Below are 24,271 nucleotides of genomic sequence, written 5' to 3' on the forward strand. Positions count from 1 at the left end.
GCCTCCCCACGCGGCCCCGCCTCCGCACCCGCTCCAGCCTCCGCACAGGCCCCCGCCTCCGTCCGAGCCCCCGTGCCCCGACCATGGAGGCATGACGCTCGCCGCCTTCGCCGCCCTGCTCGCCGATCCCACCCGCGCCGCCATCTGCACCGCGCTGCTCGACGGCCGCGCCTGGACGGCCGGCGAACTGGCCCGGCACGCACGCGTCGCACCGTCCACGGCAAGCGAGCACCTGTCCCGGCTGATCGCGGGCGGGCTGCTGGCCGAGGAGCGGCAGGGCCGGCACCGGTACGTCCGGCTGGCCACCCCCGCGGTGGCCACCCTGATCGAGGACCTCACCGTCTTCGCCGAGTCCCGCCCCGGCCCCGCGAGCGCACCCCGCAACCTGGGCGAGGCCACCCGGCTGAGCGCCGAGGCCCGCGCCCGCACCTGCTACGACCACCTGGCCGGGCGCCTCGGCGTGGCCGTCTCGGACGCGCTGCTCGCCCGCGGCCTGGTCACCGAGGAGGGCGGGATCGCCGTCACCGGGCTCGGCCGGGACTGGCTGGCCGCGCAGGGGATCGAGCTGCCGCCGCGCGCGGGCCACCGGGGCGGACGGCCGGTGGTGCGCAGCTGCCTGGACTGGACGGAGCGCCGCAACCACCTGGGCGGGGCGCTGGGCGCGGCGCTCTGCCGGGCCGCCCTGGACCGCGCCTGGGTGGAGCGGATCGGCTCCGGCCGGGCCCTGCGGGTCACCCCGGACGGCGACCTGGCGCTGCGCGGACTCCTCGGTGTGGAACTGCCCTGACGGCGGTCCCGCACCCTCGACACCGCTCAGCCCGCCGACACCCCGCAGCCGGCCGCAGCCCCGCAGCCCGCCGGCACCGCTCAGCCCATCGACTTCGCCCCGTCCAGCGACTCGCGGATGATGTCCGCGTGTCCGGCGTGCTGCGCCGTCTCGGCGATCAGGTGCAGCAGCACCCGCCGGGCCGACCAGGCCGTGCCCGGCGGGAACCAGGGCGCACGCGGCAGTTCGTGGGCGAGGTCGAGGTCGGGCAGGCTCCCGACCAGTTCGTCCGTCCCGCGCGCCACCCGTTCGTACTCGGCGAGCAGCCCGGCCAGTGTGTCGCCCTCCACCATCCTGAACTGGGCCGCCCAGGCCTCCTGGTTGTCGGGGCCGTGCTCCCCGTCCCGGCCCCGTATCCCCTCCGCACCACCGGTCATGAACCGCGCCCAGCGCGCCTCGGCCGCCGCCACGTGCTTGACCAGACCGCCGAGGGTCAGCTCGCTGACCGTGGTGCGCTCCGCCGCCTGCGCGTCGGTGAGGTCACGGGTGGTGCGCCGCAGCAGTCCGCGGTGCTTGTCCAACGTCTCGACGAGTTCCTCGCGCTCACCCACCGGCGGCCGTCCCCGTCGCTCGCCGCCCCGTCGCTCGCCGTTCCATCAGACGTCCGCCGTCTCCGGCTGCTCGCCGACCGTCCGCCCCAGGTCGATCAGCCCGAAGGCCGCGCCCTGCTGGTCGCCGACCGCCGCGAACCGGCCGAACGGGCTGTCCATCGGGCCGAAGTACACCTTGCCGCCGCGCGCCGTCAGACGTGCGATCGCGGCGTCGGTGTCGTCCACCGCGAAGTAGACGCTGATGTACGAGGACGCCTGGGGTGGCAGGAAGTCGCCCTCCGCCGCCATCCGGCCCAGCACGACCCGCTCGCCGACCTGGAACATCCGGTAGTCGTACTCCCCGCCCGCCATCGTCTTCACGCCGTACGGGAAGACCGCGGGGAAGAAGGCGTCGGCCTGGGCCGGCTCGCGGGTCACCACCTCGGCCCAGCTGTAGGCGCCGGGCTCGCCCTGCTTCTCGAAGCCCTCGTGCCGGCCGGCCTGCCAGACGCCGAACGCCACGCCGGCCGGGTCCCTGGCGATCACCGACGTACCGAAGTCGCCGATCTGCATCGGCCCCATGACCACCTCGCCGCCGTTGGCCCGGATCCGGGCCGCGGTGGCGCCGGCGTCCGGCGAGGCCAGGTACAGGCACCAGGCGGACTTGGCCTCGGCCCCGGGCATCGGCGGCACGATCGCGGCGACCGCCTTGCCGTCCGAGTACGCCTGGGTGTAGTTGCCGTACTCCGACGAGCTCTCGCCGAAGGTCCAGCCCAGCACGTCGCCGTAGAAGGCCTTCGCGCCCTCCAGGTCGGTGAACATCGCGTCGGCCCAACAGGGTGTGCCCTCAGGTAGCGCAGCCATCTCTCTGCCTTCGTGTGTGGCGAAGCGCGCGCCGGGAGGGCGCACGCCGACCCCCGGTTCGCCAGCCTAGCCACGACGCGACGCACCCGCGCGGGATGACCCGCGCGGGTGCGCCCTCCTGTTTTCCCGGTTCCCCGGCGTCAGCCGCTCAGTGCTCCGGCACCGCCCCGCCCGGCAGCAGCCGCAGCGAGGCCGTGCCCAGCCCGGTCGGACCGAGCGGCACCGCACCGGTCGGGACCGCCATGGTCGGCGTCGCCGTGGACGGGGCCTCCGCGGCCCCCGCCGTGGCCGCCCGTCGGGCCTGCGAGGCCTCCGCCAGGTCCCGCTCGGCGCCGAAGTGCCGCTCCAGGTCGGCCGTGCCGTACCGCAGGCACCCTTCGTGCCAGCTCAGAATGCCCGCGAGCCAGTTCTCCAGCTCCACCACGTACCCGTCGAGCAGCTCGCGGGCCGCCGGCTCCAGCCCGAAGTCCTCGTACATGACCGGGAGTTCCTTCCGCGCGACGTGCTGGAACTGGTCCAGCCGCGAGCGCATCAGGTCGTCGACGATCCGGACCCCCGACGCGTAGTCGCAGTTGAAGAAGTTCTGCACCACCAGGACGGCGTTGTGCAGCTCGCCCTCGTACTCGACCTCCTTCTGGTACGAGAAGAGGTCGTTCATCATGCACGCGTAGTCCATCGCGGAGTTCTCCAGCGCGCGCATCGAGCCGTGGTCGTACACCTCCTGCGGCACGGTCCTCCCGTGGCCGAGGCGGGAGAGACTCGTGGTGAGCTCGGAGCCGAAGGTGGAGCGGCGCATCTCCAGGTAGTCCACCGGGTCCGGGATCCGGTTCTGGATCTGGTTGCCCAGCTCCCAGATCCAGCTGTCCAGCATGGCCTCGACCGCCACCCGGAACCGGCCCCTGGCCTCGACGGTCATCGGACCGGCCGTCCGCTCCCAGAGGTCGGCGAGGCCGCGCTCCAGCGCGTTGACGGGCTCCGGCGCGGGGCTGCCGTCCACCGGCATGAACAGCGACAGCCGCGCGTTGGAGGCCTTGGCGCCGCCCAGGTCACGGGTGCGCCCGAAGGCCCGGGGGTAGTAGTCGTCGGCCCAGGTGCCCCAGGCCAACCAGGCCGAGGCGATGTCCAGTTGACCGGCCGTGGCGTCCGGATGGATGCCGGCCGCGCAGAGCGGGAGGTCGTAGTCGCGCATCGACCCGGCGTCCCAGACCCCGGACGCGGGGACGCCGGGCTCGGCCGCCAGCAGTCCCATCCGCCCGGCCCACTCGATCACCCGCTCCCTGGCGCCGTCCAGGTGCGGGCTCAACCTGAGGTCGTACGGCAGCTCGAACTCGGGCAGCCGGGACGGGCCGACGGCCTGGTACGGAACGTACCCGAACGACCGCGCCCGCCGCACAGCCGGGCCCGCCGCGCTCTCGACCGCCGGCGGCGCGGGCGACTCGGTGCCGACGACCCCCTTGCGCAGGATGTCCAGCGCCGAGGTGCCGATGCCGCCGATCGCGTACTGGTCCCACCAGTTCCCACCCCCGGACCCGCCCGGGAGCCCCGGCAGCCCCGCCGGCGCACCGCCCGAGCCGGGCACCGCCTCACCGCCCGAGCCGCCCGAGCCACCCGAGCCACCCGAGCCGCCCGTCCCGCCCGTCCTGCCCTGCCTGCCCGAACCCGCCGCCGCCCCACCGCCGTTCATGTACCGGCTGGAGCGCAGGTGCCACTCGTGCCCGCCGGACTGCCAGTCCTGGAGGCCCTTGACGTACGCCGTCACCCGGGCGCGGCCCGCCGGATCGAGCCCGGTCTCCGCGAACAGCACCGGCAGTTCGGTGAACACGGTGTTCTCGAACTGCTGGAGCCGTGAGGTGAGCAGGTCGTTGACCGCCTCGGCGGCTTCCTGGGTGGAGCATTCGAGGAATCGTTCCAGCACCAGGATGCCGTTGCTCAGCTCGCCCTCGTCCTCCACCTCCCGCTGGTACGAGAAGATGTCGTTGCGCAGGTGCACCCCGTCCGAGAAGGCGTCCATCAGCACCCGCAGCGCCCGCGAACCCGACACCTCCTTCGGCACCTCGGCCCCGGCCGCGTACTCGACCAGCTGCGCGGACCAGGGCGCGCCACCGACCTTGCGGCGCATCTCGATGTACTCGACCGGGTTGGCCACCCGGCCCTCGTTGATGTTGGCGAGCTCCCACAGCGACTCGTTGAGCAGGTTCCTGGTGCTCTCGGCGAACCGGATCCGCCAGTCCTCGCCCATCGCCGGCACGGTGCGCCGCCACAGGTCGGCCAGCCCGGCCTCGACCGGGTTCTCCGGCTCGGGCAGCTCGGCGGCCGGGTCGGCGGGCATGAACAGCGGCAGCCGGTCGAGGTGGGCCTTGCCCGCCCCGCGGTCGTTGGAGCGCTTGTACATGTCGAGGAAGTGGTCGTCGAAGAAGAAGACCCACACGTACCAGTCGGTGACCAGCGACAACGCCTCGGCGGAGGCGTCGGGGTGGGTGTACGCGCAGAGCAGGCCGTAGTCGTGGGCCTCCAGGTCGGCCTGATCCCAGATTCCAGAGCCCTCCAGCATCCCCATCTCCCGGGCCCAGCCGGTGGAATGGGACCGCGCCTCGTCCAGGTGGGGGTTGAGGCGTGCCGGGTGCGGCAGGTAGAAGGACGGCAGTTCGAACGGCTGGGTCACGGCGGTCTGGCCTTTCTGGACGCGTCGATGTGGACCAAGGATGACCCGCCGTCAGCTCGGCGCACCGATACAACAGAATTAGTCATATGAAATGACCCATTGCCCCCACTCAAAACCGCCCGCCCGGCCGAGCGCCCTCCCACCTCCCGCACACCCCCAATGCCCGCCCCCGCACACCGATCCCGCGGTGACGGGCCGGGCCGCGAGGGCGGGGGAGGCGGCGGCGGGAGTCCCGCGGACGAGGAGGAAGGAGGGCGGACTCGGACGGGCAGGGGCGCGGGCAAAAAATATTCCGCGCTACCCCGTTCGCCACCCCCGGCAACCGCTCCGCCAACGAACAATGCAGCTCTGACAAGGCCTTGAACAGACAAGACTTCCCCGGCTACGGGCGTGTTGACCGCCTGCGCCAACGTCGCGTCCACCAGACTGGGCGCCGACCCGACGTCAACTCCGAGGAGCGCAAGCCCATGAACGTCACCGTTCGGCTCGCACAGCAGCCCGAGGCCGACGAACTGCTCGGACGGAGTGCGCTCGCCGCGCTCGTCGGCATGCTGCTGGACCAGCAGGTCCCGATGGAGTGGGCGTTCACCGGCCCGCTGACCATCGCCCAGCGCCTCGGCCACGACGACCTGGACGCCCACGAGATCGCCACCTACAACCCGGAGGAGTTCGTCGCCCTCCTCTCCGCGAAACCCGCGGTGCACCGCTATCCGGCCGCGATGGCCAAACGGGTGCAGCAGCTCTGCCAGTTCCTCGTCGCGCAGTACGACGGCGAGGCCGCCGCGCTGTGGAAGAACGTCCGCACCGGCAAGGAACTTCTCAGCCGGCTCAACGCCCTGCCCGGCTTCGGCAAGCAGAAGTCGCAGATCTTCCTGGCCCTGCTAGGCAAGCAGTACGGGGTGCGGCCCGAGGGCTGGCAGGAGGCCGCCGGAGTGTACGGCGAGGAGGGCGCGCACCGCTCGGTCGCCGACATCACCGGGCCCGAATCCCTCACTCTGGTACGGGAGTTCAAGCAGGAGGTGAAGCGCGCCGCGAAGGAGGCCAAGGCCGCGGCCAAGCCGCGCACCACCACCCGTACGACCGCTGCCCAGCCCCCCGCGCACTCTCCCGCCCACACCCCCGCTCACGCCCACGCCCCGACCGGTGCGCGCTGAGACCGGTCGCCCCCGCCGGTCCCGCCGGAGGAGTCCACCGCCGTACGGTCCACCGTCCCAGCACGCGAAGCGGGCCCCGGCCGCACCGCGCGACCGGGGCCCGCGAACGGGAGCGTTCCGTCAGGCCAGGACGGGCTCCCGCTCCTCCGCGGTGGAGCCGGCGACCGGCCCGACCGCCTTGCGCCGCTTCGGCAGCGCGAACATCAGCAGGAAGACGGCGAACAGCACCCCGGCGACCCACCACATGGCGTGCACGAAGGCCCCGCTGAACGCCGCCCCGGCCGCCTCCGGCGCGACCACGTCGTCCATCGCCCCGAAGAAGGCGACCGACACCAGGCCGAGCCCGAGCGCGTTGCCCACCTGCTGCACGGTGTTGATCAGCCCGGACGCCGAACCGGCGTGCTCGCGCGGCACCTCCGCCAGCACCGCGTCGGTGATCGGCGCGACGATCAGGCCCATCCCGAGACCCATCACCACCAGCGGCAGCACCATCTGCCAGGCCGTGATGGCCGTCCCGTACCGGTCCGCCTCCCAGAGGTAGACGAGCACGCCCACCGCCATCACCAGCGCACCGGTCTGGAGCACCTTCCGCCCGAAGCGCGGCACCAGCTTCTGCACCGAGAGCCCGGCCGCCACGGAGACCGCGATCGAGAACGGGATGCCGGTCGCACCGGCCTTGAGCGCGCTCCAGCCCAGGCCCATCTGCAGGTAGAGGGTCCAGACCAGGAAGTAGATGCCGATCGCCACGCCGAAGGCCAGCTGCACGCAGATCCCGGCCGCGAAGGACTTCACCCGGAACAGCGCCAGCTCCACCAGCGGCGAGCCGTCCCGCCGCGTCTTGACCTTCTCGTACGCCACGAACAGCGCGAACACCGGCAGGCTCCCGGCCATCGACAGGTGGCCCCACAGCGGCCAGCCGGCCTCCCTGCCGTGCGTCAGCGGGTAGATCAGCATCAGCAGGCCGAGGCTGGCCAGCGCCACGCCCACCAGGTCCAGCTTCAGCGCCTGGTCTGCCTTCGACTCGTCGATGAAGCGGCGGCCCAGCAGCAGACCGGCGATGCCGACCGGCAGGTTGATCAGGAAGATCGGCCGCCAGGCCAGGCCGAACAGGTCCCACTCGGTGAGCAGCGCGCCGATCAGCGGACCGGAGACGGCGCCGAGCCCGACCACCGCGCCGAACAGGCCGAACACCTTGCCGCGCTCCTCCGCCGGGAAGGTCGCGTGGATGATCGACAGCACCTGCGGCACCATCAGCGCAGCCGTGCCGCCCTGGAGCAGCCGGGTCGCGATCAGCATCTCCGGGCCGGTGGCCAGCCCGCACAGCGCCGAGGCCACCGTGAAGCCGCCTATCCCGATCAGGAACAGCCGCTTGCGGCCGTGGATGTCGCCCAGCCGGCCGCCGGTGATCAGGCCGATCGCGAAGGCCAGCGCGTAGCCGCCGGTGACCCACTGGACGGCGCTGAAGGAGGCGCCGGTGTCCGCCCGGATGCTCGGGATGGCGATGTTGACGATGGTGACGTCCACCAGGTCCATGAAGGAGGCGACCATCACGATCGTCAGCGCGATCCACCTCCGCCGGTCCGCTTGCGCGGTGCCCATTGCGTACTCCTCTTCCTTCTCCACGTCCACGACGCTCTTCTCCACGTCCGGGACAGTACGGGTCATGTAGGTCAGAACCTGTCCCAGTCGTTCCGGCATGCTGGGTGGTATGACCGACACCCCGGCCCGGCTGCTGAGCCTGCTCTCCCTGCTCCAGACCCCGCGCGAGTGGCCCGGCAGCGAGCTCGCCGAGCGGCTCGGCGTCAGCCCCCGCACCATCCGGCGCGACATCGACCGGCTGCGCGAGCTCGGCTACCCGGTGCGGGCCAGCATGGGCGCGGTCGGCGGCTACCGGCTGGTCGCGGGCACCGCGATGCCCCCGCTGCTGCTGGACGACGAGGAGGCGGTGGCCATCGCGGTCGGGCTGCGCGCGGCGGCCGGGCACGCCGTGGTCGGCATCGAGGAGGCCTCGGTACGGGCGCTCGGCAAGCTGCTCCAGGTGCTGCCGGGCCGGCTGCGGCAGCGGGTCGGGACGCTCAACTCCGCGACCGTGCCCCTGCTCACCGGGGACGGCCCGACCGTCGACCCGGAGGACCTCACGGTGCTCGCCAGCGCCGTCACCGCCAGGGAACGGCTGCGCTTCGGCTACCGGGCGTACGACGGCGCCGAGACCAGGCGGCAGGTCGAGCCCGAGCGGCTGGTCTCGGTCGGCCGCCGCTGGTACCTGGTCGGCTACGACCTGGACCGCGCGGACTGGCGGCTCTTCCGGGTCGACCGGCTGATCGCCCCGGCCACCACCGGCGTCCGCTTCACCCCGCGCCAGCTCCCCGCCGAGGACGCCGCCGCGTACGTGGCGGGCAAGCTGCGCCGCCCGTCACCGAGCGGCACCGTGGTCGCCACCGTGCACGCCCCGGCCGAGCGGGTCCGCCACGGCCTCAGGCACGGCGACTGCGAGGTCGAGCCGATCGACGGGCACAGCTGCCGGCTCCGCTCCCGCTCCGACTCCCTGGAGTGGACGGCGATGCGGCTGCTGTCGCTGGACTGCGCCTTCGAGGTGCACGAGCCGCCGGCGCTGCGCGAGCACCTGCGCGGACTCGCCGCCCGGGCCCGCCACGCGGCGGGCCCGGAGGAATAGACCGCAGGTCAGGCCCCGGCCGGACGATCGGTCGTCGGCACGGCCCGCTCAGACCCCGTACTCGGCGGTCAGCAGCGCCCGGCCCAGGGTGTGGAAGGTCAGGTTGAAGCCCACCTGGGCCGGCGGGATGTCGGCGGCGACGCCGAGCTTCTCCACGCCCAGCGCGTGCACCGCGAAGACGTAGCGGTGCGGAGCACCGGGCGGCGGGGCGGCGCCGTCGTACCGGTTGCCGGGGAAGTCGTTGCGGCCGTGGAAGGAGGCCCCGCCCGGCAGGCTCCCGTCCGAGGAGCCGGCGCCGCGCGGCAGCCCGGTGGTGTCGGCGGGGAGGTCGAGCGCGAGCCAGTGCCACCAGCCGGAGCCGGTCGGCGCGTCCGGGTCGTAGCAGGTGACCGCGATGCTCCGGGTGCCCTCGGGCAGGCCGGACCAGGCCAGCTGCGGCGAGAGGTTGCCGCCGGCGTGGACGAACTCCTCTCCCAGCGTGCCGCCTTCGGTGATGTCCTGGCTGCTCAGCTCGAAGGACGGCACCTGCGGCAGGAACTCGTACGGCAGCGGCGGGCGCTTGCTCATGGGCTGGTCACCTCTCACGGTCGGAATGACACGGGTCACTGTAATCGGGTGCGCATCCGCTCCCGCCGCCGGACGACAAGCCCTACAGTCGGAGCATGGCCGCCAAATTCGCCCAGTTGTTCGCCGACTCCCGCCGCGCGCTGTTCACCATGCTCGGCGTCCAGGCCGTCATCTGGTCGGTCCAGGTCGTCAACTGGCTGGGCGACTACGGGCTGTCGCGGGAGTTCGGCCTGCGCTCGGGGCAGCTCGGCGATCTGCCCGAGATGTTCACCATGCCCTTCCTGCACTTCAGTTGGAGCCACATCGAGGCCAACTCCTGGCCGCTGTTCGTGCTCGGCTTCCTGTCGGCCTACCGGGGCATGCGGAAGTTCCTGCTGGCCAGCCTGGTGATCGTGGTGTCCGGCGGGCTGACGGTCTGGCTGCTGGAGGGCCCGAACACCGTGACGGCCGGCGCCAGCGGCATGGTCTACGGCTACCTCGGCTACGTGGTGCTGCGCGGGGTGCTGGACCGCAACGTGCTGGACGCGGTGGTCGGCATCGTCATCGCGGCGGTCTACTCGACCATCCTGGTCGGGGTGCTGCCGCTCGCCCAGGGCGTCAGCTGGCTGGGCCACCTCGGCGGGCTGATCGGCGGACTGGCCGCCGCCGTCCTGCTCCGCAACCGGCCCGCCGAGCAGCAGGCCGGGGCGCGGGCCCCGCAGGCCGCACCCCAGGGCTCGGGTGCCCCGAGCAGCCCCGGATCCGCCCTGCTCAAGCAGCTGGACGACCTCGGCCTGTGAGACGTGCCGGCCGGCGACGTCATCGGCCCGCAGGGCCACCCGGAGCATCAGGTATAGACCATTCCCACCCCTGCGGATAGCGTGGACGGCTCACCCTCCCCCAGCTCCGGAGCCGCACCGTGGAGTCGTCCGTCCTCGCCTTCGCCACCGATCTGCTCGACGAGGGCACCGACACCTTCTTCGGCAACCTCACCGGCCGCGCCGGGGTCGGTGGCGTCACCCTCGCCTCGGTCTACCACGAGGCCCGCGACGTCTTCCCGCACAACCCCCGCCGGGTGATCCGCTACCTGGAGCCCGGCGCCGCGTACTTCCGCCCCGATCCTGCCGCCTGGCGGGGCCGCCGGCTGGCCCCCGTGCCGTCCACCGCGATCGGTGACCGCGACCCCTTCGCCGAGGCCGCCGAGGAGGCCGGCCGCCGCGGGCTGAAGCTGCACGCCTGGACGGTCTTCTGCCACAACGACCGGCTCGGCTTCGCCCACCCCGACTGCGCCCCGGCCAACGCCTTCGGCGACCGCCACCTCACCGAACTCTGCCCGGCGAACCCGGAGGTCAGGGAGTACGCGCTGACCCTGGTCGCCGAACTGGCCAGGTACGGCGTGGACGCGATCCGCGCCGAGTCCCTGCACTTCCACGGCCTGCGCCACGGCTACCACCACGAGCGCTACTTCGAGGAACTCGGCCCGACCGCCGAGGCCCTGCTCGGCGTCTGCTTCTGCCCGCACTGCCGCGCCGCCGCCACCGGGGCCGGTGTCCCGGCCGACCTGGTCGCCGAAGCCGTCCGGACCGAGCTGCGCCGCCGGCTGGCCGACGAGTCCGCCGCCGCCGGGCCCGCCGACCTGAGCGCCCTCGCCGACGGCGCCTTCGCCGCCTACGTGGACGCCTCCGCCGCCACCGTCACCTCGCTGGCCGCCGACCTCTCCGAGCAGGCCCGCCGCCACGGCATGCGGCTGAGCTTCATGGACGGCGGCGGCCCCGGCACGGGCTGGCTCTCCGGCATCGACCTGCCGGCCCTCGCCAGGGCCGTCGACGGGATCGAGACCCTCGGCTACGCGAGGACCCCGGAGGCGGTCCGGGAGAAGATCGCCGCCTTCGCCCTGCACGGCGTCCGCCCGCAGGACATGGCGGTGATCCTGCGCCCGATGTCCTCCGACTGCGACGGCCCGGAGAACCTCGCCGCCAAGATCGCCATCCTGCGCGAACTCGGCGTCCCCGAGGTCGAGTTCTACAACTACGGCCTGATGCGGCTGTCCTCCCTGGACCGGATCGGCGCCGCGCTCTCCGGCTGACCGGTCACCGCCGCCGCTTGGACGTCCCGAACAGGCTGCGCGAGATCTCCTGTCCGAGCTGGCGCCCGGCCGAGCGCGCGAAGGACTTCACGGTCGGGTTGCTCAGCAGCGACCCGAGCAGCCCGCCCGCGCCGGCCTGCTCCTTCGCCCGCTCCTTCGCCCGCTCGCGGGGCACGGGCGACTCCGACGACTCCGACGGCTTCGACGGCTCGGCCCCGGCCGGCGCCGCCTCCGGCCTGGGGGCGCGCGCCGCCAGCTTCTCGTACGCCGACTCCCGGTCGATCGGGTCCCGGTAGCGCGCGGTCAGCGGCGAGGCCTCCACCATCGCCCGCAGCGCGCCCGCCTCGATCGGCCCCATCAGCGACTGCGGCGCCCGCAGCCTGGTCGCCGCGACCGGCGTCGGCGCGCCCTTCTCGGAGAGGACGGTGACCACGGCCTCGCCGGTGCCCAGCGAGGTCAGCACCGCACCGAGGTCGTACGAGGAGCGCGGGAAGGTCGAGACGGTGGCCTTGAGCGCCTTGGCGTCGTCCGGGGTGAAGGCGCGCAGCGCGTGCTGCACCCGGTTGCCCAACTGCGCCAGCACGTCGGACGGGACGTCCCGCGGCGTCTGGGTCACGAAGAAGATGCCGACCCCCTTGGACCGGATCAGCCGCACGGTCTGGGTGATCGCCTCCAGGAAGGCCTTGGAGGCGCCCTTGAACAGCAGGTGCGCCTCGTCGAAGAAGAACACCAGCTTGGGCTTGTCGAGGTCGCCCACCTCGGGCAGTTCCTGGTAGAGGTCGGCGAGCAGCCACATCAGGAAGGTGGAGAACAGCCGCGGCCGGTCCTGCACGGCGGGCAGTTCCAGCACCGAGACCGTCCCCCCGCCGTCCTGGGTGCTCCGCAGCAGCTCGGCGGTGTCGAACTCGGGCTCGCCGAAGAACGCCCCGGCGCCCTCGTTCTCCAGCACGGTGAGCGCCCGCAGGATCACCCCTGCGGTGGCCGCCGAGAGCCCGCCGATGGTCCGCAGTTCCTCCTTGCCCTCGGGTGAGGCGAGGAAGGCGATCACCGCGGTGAGGTCCTTGAGGTCGTAGAGCTCCAGGCCCTTGCCGTCGGCGTAGTGGAACACCAGGCTGAGCGAGGACTCCTGGGTCTCGTTCAGGTCGAGCACCTTGGACAGCAGCAGCGGCCCGAAGCTGGTGACGGTGGCCCGGACCGGGATGCCGGCGCCCTGCCCGCCGAGCGAGTAGAACTCGGCCGGGCATCCCCGCGGCGCCCACTGCTGCCCCACCTCGGCGGCCCGGGCGCCGGTCCGCTCGCTCGGCGTCCCCGGCGCGGCGACGCCGGAGACGTCCCCCTTGACGTCGGCCAGGAACACCGGCACGCCCTGTCCGGAGAGCTGTTCGGCGATCAGCTGGAGGGTCTTGGTCTTGCCGGTGCCGGTGGCCCCGGCGACCAGCCCGTGCCGGTTGAGCACGCCCAGCGGGATGCGGACCTGGGCGTCCGGGTACGCGGTGCCGTCCAGCAGCACCGCTCCGAGGTCGAGGGCGGGACCGGTGAAGGCGTACCCGTCGGCGATCTCCCGGACGGCCGGCGGGGTGAGGTCGGAGGACATCGGTGCACACTCCTGAGCGGATCGGAACGCTTCGGAACGCTTCGGCATCGGCACCGGAACCCGTCGGCCCCGAGGCGATGTTCGCGACATTTCCCATCAAACAGCCGCATTCGTCCATGCGCAGTTCACACCGGCACGCGTGGCGGCGCCGCGGCTGCTGCGCCATCCGCCGCCCAAACGGTAGGCTTTCCGTGTGATCTTCAAGCGCATCGGCAATGGGCGGCCGTACCCGGATCACGGCCGGACGAGCACCCGCCAGTGGGCTGACGTCGCCCCGCGCCCGGTGCGGCTCGACCAGCTGGTGACCACCAAGGGTCAACTCGACCTCGAAACCCTCCTGGCCGAGGACTCGACCTTCTACGGGGACCTCTTCGCCCACGTGGTGAAGTGGCACGGCGACCTCTACCTGGAGGACGGCCTGCACCGGGCCGTCCGGGCCGCGCTGCAGCAGCGCCAGGTGCTGCACGCCCGCGTCCTCGAGATGGAATGACGGCCCCGGCCACCGGGACCTTCGGACCCGCCACAGGCTCTCCGGACCGCCCCCTCGCCACCCGGCGGAGGGCGGTCCGCGCGTACCCCGGTACCCCCTTTCGGGTACCGGGGTACGCCAGATGATGATCGTTTAGTACCTTCGAGGCCGTACGGCACTACGCTGCTGACTACGGCCGCGACCAGGGGATTCCGCCCGCACCGGGGGAAGCACCCACCCGGCCGATCCGTCATCCCGACCCCGCCCCGGCACGAGGGGGAGACAGACCGTGAGCATGTTGACTCCCCAAGGGCTCAAGGGGAAGCAGTACCGCGTCACCGGCAACACCTACCCGCGGCTGGGCCGGCCCCCCGAGAAGAGCCGCAAGGTGGTCGCCGCGCTCGTCGGCCTGCTCGTCCTGGCCCTGATCTCGCTCGGCGGCCTCCAGCTGTACGACATCTTCACCGGCAAGGGCAAGAACGCCTCGGCCCAGGCCTGCGCGACCCCGTCCGGCAAGCCGCTGGCCGCCCCGACGCCGGGCGCCCCCGACGCCGCCGGCGCGCCCGCCGGCGCGCAGGGCGACCCGCACGCGGTCCCGCAGCCCTCCGCCGTCACCGTGAACGTCTACAACGCCACCACCAAGGGCGGCCTGGCCGGCCGGACGGCCGAGGAGTTCAAGAAGCGCGGCTTCGTCATCGGCAAGGTCGGCAACGCCCCGGCGGAGCTGGACAAGAAGGTGCCCGGCACCGCCCAGGTGATCGCCGGCCCGGCCGGTGCCGGCGCCGGCACCCTGGTCGGCTCGCAGATCGCCGGGGCCGCCGTCACCGCCGACGCCCGCACCGACGGCAGCGTGGACTTCGTGATCGGCGACAGCTACAACACCCTGCTGGACGAGACCCAGGCGGCCGCCGCCCTCGCCCTGGCCACCAAGCCCTCCCCCACCCCGACCGCCACCGGCAGCTGCTGAGGCGTCAAGGACCGCGAAGAGCCCCCCGGCAGACGCAGTGCCGGGGGGCTCTCGGTGTTCGGTGGTTCGGTGCCGCTCCGGTGGCCCGGTGCTGCTCCGGTACTGCTTCGGTGGTCCCGTGGTCCCGTGGTCCGGTCCGGGGGAGGCTCAGCCGGCCGTGCCGTAGAGCCGGTCGCCCGCGTCGCCGAGGCCGGGAACGATGTAGCCGTTCTCGTTGAGCCGCTCGTCCAGGGCGGCGGTGACCACGGTGACCGGCAGGTCCGCCAGCTCCCGCTGCACCACCTCGACGCCCTCGGGGGCGGCCAGCAGCACGACGGCGGTGACGTCGGTGGCACCGCGCTCGATCAGCGTCCTGATCGCGGCGACCAGGGTGCCGCCGGTGGCCAGCATCGGGTCGAGCACGTAGACCTGGCGGCCGGAGAGGTCGTCCGGCATCCGGGTGGCGTACGTGGAGGCCTCCAGGGTCTCCTCGTTGCGGACCATCCCGAGGAAGCCCACCTCGGCGGTCGGCAGCAGGCGGGTCATCCCGTCCAGCATGCCGAGGCCGGCCCGCAGGATCGGCACGACCAGCGGACGCGGGTAGCTGAGCCGGGTACCCAGCGTGACCGCCACCGGGGTGGTGATCTCCACTTCGTCGGTGCGGACGTCCCGGGTGGCCTCGTAGGCGAGGAGGGTCACCAGCTCGTCGGTCAGGCGACGGAAGGTCGGCGAGTCGGTGCGCTCGTCGCGCAGGGTGGAGAGCTTGTGGGCGACCAGGGGGTGGTCGACGACGTGGAGACGCATGTATCGAGGTTAGCCCGCTCCTGGACGGGTGTACGACCCGCCGTGCCCCACCCGGGTGCCGGACCGGGTGACGCCTTCGTGACACGCCGTGACCCACCGCGCCTGTCCGGACGGAAGCACCTCCTGTGGTATCAACCGGGCCGTTCTGGGAATGTCACGTCTTATGACGAGCAACCCGAAGGCCGGGGACGGCTCGGTGGACGAGCCCGTCGGCGGGGAGGGCCGGAGCCCGGGCCCGCCGCACGACCTCCCGGAGACCGAGGCGGAGCGCCGCAAACGGCGGGCCGTCTTCCTGCGTGAGCTCACCGAGGCCCGCGAGCTGCGGGAGCGGGTCCAGCCCCGGCGGACCAAGGAGCGGCGGATGCGCGAGGCGATGCGGATGCGAACCTTCCGGACCTGACCGGCCCCGGCCCCGCCCCGGCCCCGCCCCAGCCCCACACCGTCCTGACGCGCTCCCGGCACGAACCGTGCGCACCCGGCGGACGCACCGAAAAGCGACCCGCGGCGGCCCTGCGGGCGTTCGGAGCAAATTTCGACCGGCCTCCCACCGTCCCGGCCCGACTTCGCCGTCCGCCACCCGGTCCTTCCGACACGACCTGCAAAGACGCGCTGCCGAACACCCCCCGCGAGGGCGGGCTTTCTGTCACGATTCCGAGGGGACGGTCCGAACAAGCGGACCGTCTCCGGCGCGGGGGCGGCCGGATTTTCGCGTCGCCCGGGCGTGCCGACAGCCGATACCGATGATCTTGGGAGTGTCCCTGGTGGCGTACTTCGCTGCAGTGCTTGCTCGCTCCGAGGACGGGTGGGATGTGAGCGAGACGGAGCTCGACGACGTCGAGACCCTGGCCGATCTGACCGACCTGGCCCGCGACTCGGCCCAGGACGACGACAGCGTCCTGATCTTCATCGAACAGGAGGACGCCTGGTTCGCCATCGTCCGCGTGGACGGCGAGGAGGACCCTCGGATCTTCGTGTCGGACGGCGCCGCGGCCGCCCGCAGCTCCTACGGCTCCGTCCTCACCGACGAACTGGTCGACCAGGCCGGCGAGAGCGAGTTCGGCGACCTGGAGCACCTGCTGGACGAGGCCGAGGAGGCCGAGGAGCAGGACGAGGAGGACGCCGACGCCCGCGGCGGCGTCCCGGTCGGTCCGCTGGGCGACGCCCACCTGCTCACCGAGTTCGGCCTCGCCTCCGACGAACTGCTCGCCCTCAGCGGCGAGGGCGCGGTCCCGGGCGACGCCCTGGAGGAGATCGCCGAGGCCCTGGGCTGCGGCGAGGTCCTGGAGGCCGTCCGGTAGCGGGGCCGGTCAGGCCGGTGTCCGCCACCGGATGCCCGACACTGGATGCCATGCAGCCCGCATCCGCCCCGTTGACCGTCCCGCACGTCCCTCCGCTGCCCGCACCCGTCCGCCCCGACCCGGTCCGCGACCGCTGGGCGGCGCCGATGCGCCTCGCCATGGCCGAGGCCGCGCTGGCGCCGGCCACCGGGGACGTACCGGTCGGGGCGCTCGTCCTGGGCCCGGACGGCGAGGTGATCGGACGCGGCCACAACGAGCGCGAGGCCGTCGGCGACCCGACCGGGCACGCCGAGGTGGTCGCGATCCGGCAGGCGGCGGCGAAGGTCGGAGAGTGGCGGCTGAGCGGCTGCACGCTGGTCGTCACGCTGGAGCCGTGCACGATGTGCGCCGGCGCCATCGTGCTGTCCAGGATCGACCGGGTGGTCTACGGCGCCCTCGACGAGAAGGCCGGCGCGGCCGGCTCGCTCTTCGACGTGATGCGCGACCGCCGGCTCAACCACCGCCCCGAGGTGGTCTGGGGCGTCCTCGCCGACGAGTGCGGCGAGCAGCTGCGCGCCTTCTTCGACACCCACCGCTGAGGGCCCGCCGGCCGCCGTACCGATACGGATTTCGTGACTGCGCCGACCCTCCGGTAGAGTTCCTCTCGGTAGCGTGTCCGAGCGGCCAAAGGAGCACGCCTCGAAAGCGTGTGTGGGGGCAACTCCACCGTGGGTTCGAATCCCACCGCTACCGCTCGAAAGCCCGAGGGCCCGTCCGATCCGGACGGGCCCTCGGCGTTTGTCCCCGCCTCCGCGCCGACGGCACAACCCGGGCGCGGGCACGAAAAAACGGCTCCGTACCCCGGGCCGATGACCACCGGTGCCCGGTCCGTACGGAGCCTGGAGGGGGGAGCGGCTCGGGGGGACTGACCGCTCCCCCGACGGAGTCCCACAACCGGAGCCGCGTCGGGGGGAAGTCGCGGCGACCGGTCCCACAGCGGGGAGCTCCGGATCCATGTACCGGAGATTCCTGCCAGATCCTCGGTACGTCATCCATCCTGCCGCCCGGGCCGCGACCGGGCACCCGGAGAAAGGCCCCACTCGCGGGGACCTTCGTCCCGGCGGCCGAACGCGTCGCACACTTGATAGCCCGTCCGGGTGGATAAGCTGCCTTGCAGGCCGTTCGGGGACCGGATGACGGCGGCCGACGGCTCCGAGGAAGGTCACCTGATGGCGCAGGCGAAGAAGATCGGCATCGCCCTCCTGCTCGTCTTCGTGCTCTACTCGATCATCACCTCGCCCTCCCGCTCCGCCGAGCTGGTCCAGCTCGGGTTCGAGGGCATCTCCAACGCGGCCAAGGCGGTCGGCACCTTCATGACCGGGCTGATCAAGTAGCGGTCGGCCGGCGACCGGTCCCGGGCCACCGGCTACGGTGAGCGGGACCCTCAGTCCCCGTCCGCGAGGAGCGGCAATCGTGATCCGGCACCTGGTCCTGTTCAAGCTCAACGAAGGCGTCAGCAAGGACGAAGAGCGCGTGCTCGCCGGCGCCAAGGCCTTCGACGCGCTCGGCGCGGTGATCCCCGAGCTGCGCCAGTGGGAGTGCGGCTGGAACACCACCGAGCGGGACATCGCGTACGACTACGCGATCAACAGCCTGGTCGAGGACGGCGAGGCCCTCCAGGCCTACCTGACCCACCCGGACCACCAGGCCGCGGCCGGCCTCTGGCGCGAGTTCGCCACCTGGGTGATCGCCGACATCGAGGTCTGAGCACCCGTCCGGCCCACCCGCCCCACCCGGTCCGGCCCCTTTCCGGCCCCGGTCCGACCCCTTTCCGCCCGGAGCCCGTACCAGGGCCGTACCCCGGACGGACCGCTGCGCCCCGCCCGGTGTCCGGGCGGGGCGTTCTGCTCCGTCCGGGAACGATCCGGGCCCCACCCCGCCGGCCGGCCGGCCGGGGAAAGGTTGAACGCCCCACCAACACACCTCCGTCGGGTGCTTGCCCGACCTGTGCCCACCTTGTGATGCTATGACCGGTTTTGCCGGACATGGCGAGGTAGTGAGCCAGCCCCGACACCCGATCCGCAGGGCCCGCCGTTCGACGACTTTGGGAGGGGTGAGGTGTCCGTGGACGAAGTGCTGGCTGCGATCACCAGCCCGGCCGGCGAGCTCCGCCCGGACCGGCTGCGCGGCCCCGGCGGCCGGCCGGCCGTGGATGTCCGGACGCTGACCCGGGTGCTGTTCGAACGGCTCGCCGAGCTGCCCCCTGACGCCCCCGAGCGGGAACGGGTCCGGGCCGCCCTGATCGAGGTGAACATCCCGCTGGTCCGCTACGCGGCCACCCGCTTCCGCAGCCGCAGCGAGCCCATGGAGGACGTCGTCCAGGTCGGCACGATCGGCCTGATCAACGCGATCGACCGGTTCGACCCCGACCGCGGCGTCCAGTTCCCCACCTACGCGCTGCCGACCATCCTGGGCGAGATCAAGCGCTACTTCCGGGACAACGTCCGCACCATGCACGTCCCGCGCCGGCTCCAGGAGCTGTGGGTCCAGGTCAGCGGCGCGATGGAGGAGCTGACGGTGCTGCACGGGAGGGCTCCCAAGGTGCCCGAGATCGCCGCCAGCCTGCGGATCCCCGAGGAGGACGTGCGGGCCTGCCTGGACGCCGGACGGGCCTACAACGCGGCGTCCCTGGAGGCCGCGCAGGAGCACGAGGGCGGGCTCGCCCTGCTCGACCGGCTCGGCTACGAGGACTCGGCGCTGGCCGAGGTCGAACACCGCGACATGGTCCGCCACCTGTTGGTCCAACTCCCCGAGCGGGAGCGCCGGATCGTGATGCTGCGGTTCTTCGCCAACCTGACCCAGTCCCAGATCAGCACCGAGCTGGGGATGTCCCAGATGCACGTCTCCCGGCTGCTCTCGCGGATCCTGACCAGGCTTCGGACCGGCAACTCCTGGGAAGAGTGAGATTGCAGCGAGTTACCCGTGCGTGACATCTTGCGACGTTCGGGTTTGCCGTGGACCGTGTTCCGGTATGCAGGGGGAAGGCCCTCGCCGGGAACCTCCGCGCGAAGGCCCCCGTTCAACTGTCAGTCACGAGGGGGTGGGTGCATGTCCGGAGAGCTGGGCACTGCGGAGATCCACGCTGGTCAGGCCAACGGCACGGCCGTCGCCGAGGACCTCGTCCCGCGGCAGCGGGCCGAACCGGTCGCGCCGCCCGGCCCCGTCGCGGGATCCGAGACGCCGCCCGGCGCCGGGATCGACACCCGGACGCTCTCCCGCTCGCTGTTCCTGCGGCTGGCCGCGCTGGACCCCGGCAGCACGGAGCACACCTACGTCCGCGACACCCTGATCGAGCTCAACCTGCCGCTGGTCCGGTACGCCTCGGCGCGCTTCCGCAGCCGCAACGAGCCGATGGAGGACATCGTCCAGGTCGGCACGATCGGCCTGATCAAGGCGATCGACCGGTTCGACCCGGAGCGCGGGGTCGAGTTCCCCACCTTCGCGATGCCCACCGTGGTCGGCGAGATCAAGCGCTTCTTCCGGGACACCAGCTGGTCGGTCCGGGTGCCCCGCCGGCTCCAGGAGCTGCGGCTGGCGCTCACCAAGGCCGGCGACGAGCTCTCCCAGCGGCTGGACCGCTCCCCCACCGTCGCCGAGCTCGCGGTCTGCCTGGGGGTCAGCGAGGAGGACGTGGTCGAGGGCCTCGCGGTCGGCAACGCGTACACCGCCAGCTCGCTCGACTCCGGCACCGGCGAGGAGGACAGCGACGGGCCGCTGGCCGACCGGCTCGGCTACGAGGACCTCGCGCTGGAGGGCGTCGAGTACCGGGAGTCGCTCAAGCCGCTGCTGGCCAAGCTGCCGCCGCGGGAGCGCCGGATCATCATGCTGCGGTTCTTCGGCAACCTCACCCAGTCACAGATCGGCGAGGAGATCGGGATCTCCCAGATGCACGTCTCCCGGCTGCTCACCCGGACGCTGACCCAGCTGCGCGAAGGGCTGATCAACGAGGGTTGATCGGCGCGCGCTGATCAACACGGGCTGATCAACACGGGCTGATCAGCGCGGGCTGAGCCCGTCGGCCCGGGCCGGGCCGGCCGGGTGCTCGGCCGCGTGCTCGGCCCCGGGCTCGTCCAGCAGGTTGGCGCGCAGCCCGGCCAGCACCTCGTCGTCCAGCCCCAGCCCCTCCCGCCAGAACGCCCCGAAGCCGCCCCAGCCCGTCTCCACCTCCGCGAACGCCGCGTCCAGGTAGCCGTGGTCGGCCCGGAAGACCGGCAGGAGCAGCTCGGGCTCGCTCATCAGGCCGCGGGCGCCGAAGTCGTCCAGCGCCCGGCGCACGACCGGGGCTGAGCGCTCGTTGGTGAGCAGGTAGTCGGCCAGGACGGTCCCGCGGTCCACCCCGAGGGCGGTCAGCAGCAGTGCGGCGGCCCAGCCGGTGCGGTCCTTGCCGGCCGAACAGTGGAACAGCAACGGCGGCCCGTCCGGGGCGGCCAGCAGGCGGAGCAGGGCGGCGAAGCGCTCGCGCGCCACCGGATCCGTGACGAACCACCGGTAGAGGCCGGTCATCAGGGCGGCCGCCCTGCCGTCGCCGAGCAGGGCCTGCTGGCGCTGCGGACTGTGGTCGGCCAGCGCGTCGCGGATCAGCAGGAAGATGTCGAAGTCCGCTGCCAGCAGCGGAAGATGATGGAGCGTCACACCGCCGGGCAGCCGGTCGAGGCCGGCCTGGCGGACTTCCCCCATGCTCCGCAGGTCCACCACGCTGCGCAGGCCGAGCGCGCCGAGCGGGGCGAGGTCCTCGGCGGTGACATGGTTCAGGCCATCGCTGCGCAGTGCCACCCCGCGCCGGAGAATCCGGCCGTCAGCCGCACGGTACCCGCCCAGATCCCGCGCGTTGATCGCGCCGCGCAAACCGAGACTGCGTCCGACCAGCGACGTTCCGCGGCTCTCCGGTGACGCATTCCGTACGTTCCGGAATCCCCCCGACTCGGTATGCTGATCGACCACGCGAGCACCTCCATTGCATATTCGGACTGTCACATGGCACAGCCGTGCCCGATATTGCATGAACCTGCCCAACGGGGCGGCGAGATGTGCAAGAGTGTCATGCGCAACGACGACAGTGTAGGTGTCCCGCCCGCCCCACGGACCCACACCGTCAGTAACCGCGCGTAGCACTCGGCTTCCGGTTTTTCATTTCCAATTCATTATTTGCGCCGCCGGTACGGTTCCGGTCACAATCAGCGCCTTCATGGCCTCACCATGAACGTTGGTAACAGGTTCGCTGCACTCTCGCCCAATTGGTCCCTCGCACCGCCGTCACTCGACCAGGATGGGCCCGGGCAGCCCGGCTGCCCGCGAACAGAGACACGGGCAGGCGAGCGCCGAGCAGCGGCGCGCCGGCCCCAAGGGGAGGATCACCATGGGTCGAGCGACCCGAAGAGTCGCCGCGTGCGCCGCGGCAGTCCTGCTGGCCAGCGGCCTGCAGATCACCCTGGCCCACGGCGACACGCCGCCCAGGATCGACCTCACCGTCCTGGTCGTCGACGACGGTGGCCCGTCCGTCGCCGCCATCGCGGCCGAGCTGAAGAGCCAGGGCACGCCCTTCAAGGTCGTCAGTCTCAATGACCCCAACCGTCCCGTCATCAACTCGGCTTTCCTGAGTGACACGGTGAACGGCCAGCCCCGGGGGAAGTTCCAGGGCATCGTGCTGCCCAACGAAAACCCCTTCCCCAGCAGTGCCGCCGAGATGACCGCGATCGCGAGCTACGAAGCCGCATTCAACGTCCGCCAGATCGACGCGTACACCTGGGCCAGTCCGGCGGTGGGTCTGAACTACGCCCAGAATCCCGGATTCGTCGGCAGCCTCGACGGATTCCAGGGCGCGACCACGGCATCCGGAACTTCGGGACCGTTCGGGTACCTCAAGGGCAGCGTCCCGTTCGAGGACAACGCTCCCGACGTCAGCGAGAGCTACGGCTACCTGGCCACCCCGTACGCCGGCCTTCCGTCCGGCAGCTCCTTCGTCCCGCTGGTAGACGCGCCGATACCCAACACGACCTCCCGCGGTTCGCTGGTCGGCGAGTACACCCACGGCGGCCGCAAGGAACTTGTCGTCACGTTCGTCTACAACCAGTACCAGCAGCAGTACCGCCTGCTGGCCCGCGGCATGGTCGAGTGGCTCACCCAGGGCGTCCACCTCGGCTACGACCGGAACTACTTCGCCACCCACGTGGACGACGTCTTCCTGGCCGACGACCGCTGGGACACCGTGCTGAAGTGCACCCCCGGCGACGTCACCTGCCCGCCCGGCACCCCGGAGACGGCCAACCCGATCCGGATGACCGTCGACGACGCCAACCACCTGAAGCAGTGGCAGACCGCCAACAACTTCACGCTGGACATGGTGTTCAACGGTGCCGGCAGCGAGGACTGGAAGTCCGACCACTCGACCACCGTGGACCCCACGGCGGACCGCATGATCGCCGACCAGAACAGCTACCGGTGGGTCAACCACACCTACACCCACCCGTACCTGGGCTGCGTGCAGGACGTCACGGTGGTGCCGTGGCGCTGCACCAAGAACAGCGCGGGCAACACGGTCTGGACCGACCAGAGCACGATCTCCACCGAGATCACGAACAACGTCGCCTGGGCCGCCGCACACGGCCTCGGCTTCGACCCGCAGACCCTGGTCACCGGTGAGCACTCCGGCCTGATGACCGCACCGCAGGAGACCACCGACAACCCGAACCTGGCGCCGGTGCTGGCCGCCAACGGCATCAAGTTCACGGCCAGCGACGCCTCCCGGGAGACCGGCCAGCGGAACATCGGCTCGAACGTGCTGACCGTGCCGCGGTACCCGATGAACATCTTCTACAACGCCGGCACGGCGAAGGAAGAGGCCGACGAGTACAACTGGATCTACACCAGCGCGGCCAACGGCGGCAGCGGCATCTGCGAGAACAACGCCAACTCGACCTGCCTGACCCAGCCGCTGGACGTCAACACCGGTTACCAGTCGTACATCGTGCCGCTGGAGGCCCGGATCGACCTCGGCCACGTGCTGAGCAACGACCCCCGGCCGCACTTCGTGCACCAGTCGAACATCTCCGAGGACCGCATCCTCTTCCCGGTGCTGGAGAAGATCCTCGGCACCTACCGCTCGCTGCACGCGGACAACACCCCGATCGTGAACCTGAGCCAGCGCGAGGTCGGCCTGGAGTTCCAGCGCCGGGCAGCCTGGAACACGGCTCTCGCCTCCGGCCAGGTCACCGCCTACCGGGTCGGCGACACCGTCACGGTGAACGCGCCGGCCGGCGTTCAGGTCCAGGCCACCGTGCCGACCGGAACTGCTCAGAAGCTGTCCATCGGAACGGCCGCGTTCGGTTCCGCCTACGCCGGTACGCTCTCGGGTTGGGTGTCCCCGGGCGCGCTGCAGAGCAGCGTCACCCTGCAGCTGCCGTCCGCGCCGGTCGCCCCGGCCCCCGTCGCGCCGAACGTCGCGGCCGGCTCCGTCCCGGCCCCGGTGCCGACGGACAAGAAGGTCGTGCCGCAGGGTGTCGCCACCCCGGTCCCGGTGGGCCCGAGCGACAACACCCGCCAGCCCGCGCCGTCCCTGGTCCCGGGTAGCGGAACCCCGGTGCCCGGCAAGGACGTGACCGCTGGCACCATCGGTCAGGACAGCCACCGCGACGGGGTCGCGGCGAAGCACGGCAAGGCCTCTGGGGGGACGGCCTCGCCGAGCAGCACCACCGGACACTCCGGCAACCGGTAACCGGCAACACCCGCTGGTGGGGCCGGGCCGGTCGCCCGGCCCGGCCCCGCCACGGCTCCCGTTCCGGT

General features: G+C 72.2%; 23 protein-coding genes and 1 tRNA gene. 16 read left to right on the forward strand and 8 right to left on the reverse strand.

Annotated elements, in window-relative coordinates; genetic code table 11:
• Positions 1-91: 91 nt before the first annotated feature.
• A complete protein-coding gene (locus ACZ7C5_RS00160; RefSeq protein ID WP_401080614.1) occupies positions 92-787 on the forward strand; it encodes an ArsR/SmtB family transcription factor in 696 nt (231 codons plus the stop codon).
• Between the two features lie 80 nt (positions 788-867).
• Here ACZ7C5_RS00160 and ACZ7C5_RS00165 read toward each other — a convergent pair whose 3' ends face one another.
• The 3 genes from ACZ7C5_RS00165 to ACZ7C5_RS00175 all read right to left on the reverse strand — a co-directional run bounded on the left by ACZ7C5_RS00165 (position 868) and on the right by ACZ7C5_RS00175 (position 4,882).
• The gene (locus tag ACZ7C5_RS00165) at positions 868-1,377 is read right to left on the reverse strand and encodes a DinB family protein (protein ID WP_401080616.1); all 510 of its coding nucleotides are present in this window, start codon (positions 1,375-1,377) and stop codon (positions 868-870) included.
• A 45-nt stretch (positions 1,378-1,422) separates the two neighbouring features.
• Positions 1,423-2,220 (reverse strand): VOC family protein, encoded by a 798-nt coding sequence (locus tag ACZ7C5_RS00170; RefSeq protein ID WP_470321580.1) that lies wholly within the window; start codon positions 2,218-2,220, stop codon positions 1,423-1,425.
• Positions 2,221-2,368: 148 nt separating this feature from the next.
• A complete protein-coding gene (locus ACZ7C5_RS00175) occupies positions 2,369-4,882 on the reverse strand; it encodes a terpene synthase family protein (protein ID WP_470321581.1) in 2,514 nt (837 codons plus the stop codon).
• 467 nt (positions 4,883-5,349) lie between these two features.
• Here ACZ7C5_RS00175 and ACZ7C5_RS00180 point away from each other — a divergent pair, with 467 nt between their 5' ends.
• A complete protein-coding gene (locus ACZ7C5_RS00180) occupies positions 5,350-6,036 on the forward strand; it encodes an HhH-GPD-type base excision DNA repair protein (protein WP_401080622.1) in 687 nt (228 codons plus the stop codon).
• Between the two features lie 120 nt (positions 6,037-6,156).
• Here the strand turns inward: ACZ7C5_RS00180 and ACZ7C5_RS00185 are convergent, their stop codons facing one another.
• Complete coding sequence (locus ACZ7C5_RS00185) at positions 6,157-7,635, reverse strand: MFS transporter (RefSeq protein WP_401081348.1); 1,479 nt, start codon at positions 7,633-7,635, stop codon at positions 6,157-6,159.
• A 109-nt stretch (positions 7,636-7,744) separates the two neighbouring features.
• Here ACZ7C5_RS00185 and ACZ7C5_RS00190 point away from each other — a divergent pair, with 109 nt between their 5' ends.
• Complete coding sequence (locus ACZ7C5_RS00190) at positions 7,745-8,710, forward strand: helix-turn-helix transcriptional regulator (RefSeq protein ID WP_470321582.1); 966 nt, start codon at positions 7,745-7,747, stop codon at positions 8,708-8,710.
• 48 nt (positions 8,711-8,758) lie between these two features.
• On the opposite strand, the gene ACZ7C5_RS00195 is transcribed toward ACZ7C5_RS00190, so the two are convergent.
• Positions 8,759-9,277, reverse strand: a complete 519-nt coding sequence (locus tag ACZ7C5_RS00195; RefSeq protein ID WP_401080625.1) for a YbhB/YbcL family Raf kinase inhibitor-like protein — start codon at positions 9,275-9,277, stop codon at positions 8,759-8,761.
• A gap of 95 nt (positions 9,278-9,372) precedes the next feature.
• Between ACZ7C5_RS00195 and ACZ7C5_RS00200 the strand changes: the two genes are divergently transcribed.
• Together ACZ7C5_RS00200 and ACZ7C5_RS00205 are read left to right on the forward strand one after the other, a co-directional pair.
• Complete coding sequence (locus tag ACZ7C5_RS00200) at positions 9,373-10,056, forward strand: rhomboid family intramembrane serine protease (RefSeq protein ID WP_401080627.1); 684 nt, start codon at positions 9,373-9,375, stop codon at positions 10,054-10,056.
• Positions 10,057-10,175: 119 nt separating this feature from the next.
• Positions 10,176-11,342: a hypothetical protein gene (locus ACZ7C5_RS00205; RefSeq protein ID WP_401080629.1), complete on the forward strand. Its 1,167-nt coding sequence runs from the start codon at positions 10,176-10,178 to the stop codon at positions 11,340-11,342.
• Positions 11,343-11,346: 4 nt separating this feature from the next.
• Here ACZ7C5_RS00205 and ACZ7C5_RS00210 read toward each other — a convergent pair whose 3' ends face one another.
• Positions 11,347-12,936 (reverse strand): helicase HerA-like domain-containing protein, encoded by a 1,590-nt coding sequence (locus ACZ7C5_RS00210; protein ID WP_470321583.1) that lies wholly within the window; start codon positions 12,934-12,936, stop codon positions 11,347-11,349.
• A 193-nt stretch (positions 12,937-13,129) separates the two neighbouring features.
• Here ACZ7C5_RS00210 and ACZ7C5_RS00215 point away from each other — a divergent pair, with 193 nt between their 5' ends.
• Together ACZ7C5_RS00215 and ACZ7C5_RS00220 are read left to right on the forward strand one after the other, a co-directional pair.
• Positions 13,130-13,426: a type II toxin-antitoxin system VapB family antitoxin gene (locus ACZ7C5_RS00215; protein ID WP_030061387.1), complete on the forward strand. Its 297-nt coding sequence runs from the start codon at positions 13,130-13,132 to the stop codon at positions 13,424-13,426.
• 274 nt (positions 13,427-13,700) lie between these two features.
• Positions 13,701-14,372, forward strand: coding sequence for a LytR C-terminal domain-containing protein (locus tag ACZ7C5_RS00220; RefSeq protein WP_470321584.1), 672 nt, complete (start codon positions 13,701-13,703; stop codon positions 14,370-14,372).
• Between the two features lie 147 nt (positions 14,373-14,519).
• On the opposite strand, the gene upp is transcribed toward ACZ7C5_RS00220, so the two are convergent.
• Positions 14,520-15,155 carry a uracil phosphoribosyltransferase gene (gene upp / locus ACZ7C5_RS00225; protein WP_188301710.1) on the reverse strand — a complete coding sequence of 212 codons (636 nt, stop codon included), beginning with the start codon at positions 15,153-15,155 and terminating at the stop codon, positions 14,520-14,522.
• 163 nt (positions 15,156-15,318) lie between these two features.
• On the opposite strand from upp, the gene ACZ7C5_RS00230 reads away from it, so the two are divergent.
• The 8 genes from ACZ7C5_RS00230 (at position 15,319) to ACZ7C5_RS00265 (ending at position 20,446) form a co-directional block, all read left to right on the forward strand.
• The gene (locus ACZ7C5_RS00230; RefSeq protein WP_223245586.1) at positions 15,319-15,555 is read left to right on the forward strand and encodes a hypothetical protein; all 237 of its coding nucleotides are present in this window, start codon (positions 15,319-15,321) and stop codon (positions 15,553-15,555) included.
• Between the two features lie 340 nt (positions 15,556-15,895).
• Positions 15,896-16,453: a tRNA adenosine deaminase-associated protein gene (locus tag ACZ7C5_RS00235; protein WP_188301709.1), complete on the forward strand. Its 558-nt coding sequence runs from the start codon at positions 15,896-15,898 to the stop codon at positions 16,451-16,453.
• 50 nt (positions 16,454-16,503) lie between these two features.
• A complete protein-coding gene (gene tadA / locus ACZ7C5_RS00240; protein WP_188301708.1) occupies positions 16,504-17,031 on the forward strand; it encodes a tRNA adenosine(34) deaminase TadA in 528 nt (175 codons plus the stop codon).
• A gap of 67 nt (positions 17,032-17,098) precedes the next feature.
• Positions 17,099-17,185, forward strand: a tRNA-Ser gene (locus ACZ7C5_RS00245).
• Between the two features lie 404 nt (positions 17,186-17,589).
• On the forward strand, positions 17,590-17,826 hold the full coding sequence (locus ACZ7C5_RS00250) for a hypothetical protein (RefSeq protein ID WP_401081387.1): 237 nt from the start codon (positions 17,590-17,592) through the stop codon (positions 17,824-17,826).
• Positions 17,827-17,905: 79 nt separating this feature from the next.
• On the forward strand, positions 17,906-18,199 hold the full coding sequence (locus ACZ7C5_RS00255; protein ID WP_401080641.1) for a Dabb family protein: 294 nt from the start codon (positions 17,906-17,908) through the stop codon (positions 18,197-18,199).
• Between the two features lie 351 nt (positions 18,200-18,550).
• On the forward strand, positions 18,551-19,396 hold the full coding sequence (locus tag ACZ7C5_RS00260; RefSeq protein WP_317620522.1) for an RNA polymerase sigma factor SigF: 846 nt from the start codon (positions 18,551-18,553) through the stop codon (positions 19,394-19,396).
• A 144-nt stretch (positions 19,397-19,540) separates the two neighbouring features.
• Positions 19,541-20,446: an RNA polymerase sigma factor SigF gene (locus ACZ7C5_RS00265; protein ID WP_188301706.1), complete on the forward strand. Its 906-nt coding sequence runs from the start codon at positions 19,541-19,543 to the stop codon at positions 20,444-20,446.
• A 42-nt stretch (positions 20,447-20,488) separates the two neighbouring features.
• Here the strand turns inward: ACZ7C5_RS00265 and ACZ7C5_RS00270 are convergent, their stop codons facing one another.
• Positions 20,489-21,493, reverse strand: a complete 1,005-nt coding sequence (locus tag ACZ7C5_RS00270) for a tyrosine-protein phosphatase (protein ID WP_470321868.1) — start codon at positions 21,491-21,493, stop codon at positions 20,489-20,491.
• A gap of 355 nt (positions 21,494-21,848) precedes the next feature.
• Between ACZ7C5_RS00270 and ACZ7C5_RS00275 the strand changes: the two genes are divergently transcribed.
• On the forward strand, positions 21,849-24,203 hold the full coding sequence (locus ACZ7C5_RS00275; protein ID WP_401080645.1) for a hypothetical protein: 2,355 nt from the start codon (positions 21,849-21,851) through the stop codon (positions 24,201-24,203).
• The last annotated feature ends 68 nt before the right edge of the window (positions 24,204-24,271 follow it).

This window comes from Kitasatospora sp. NPDC036993 (assembly GCF_055607525.1).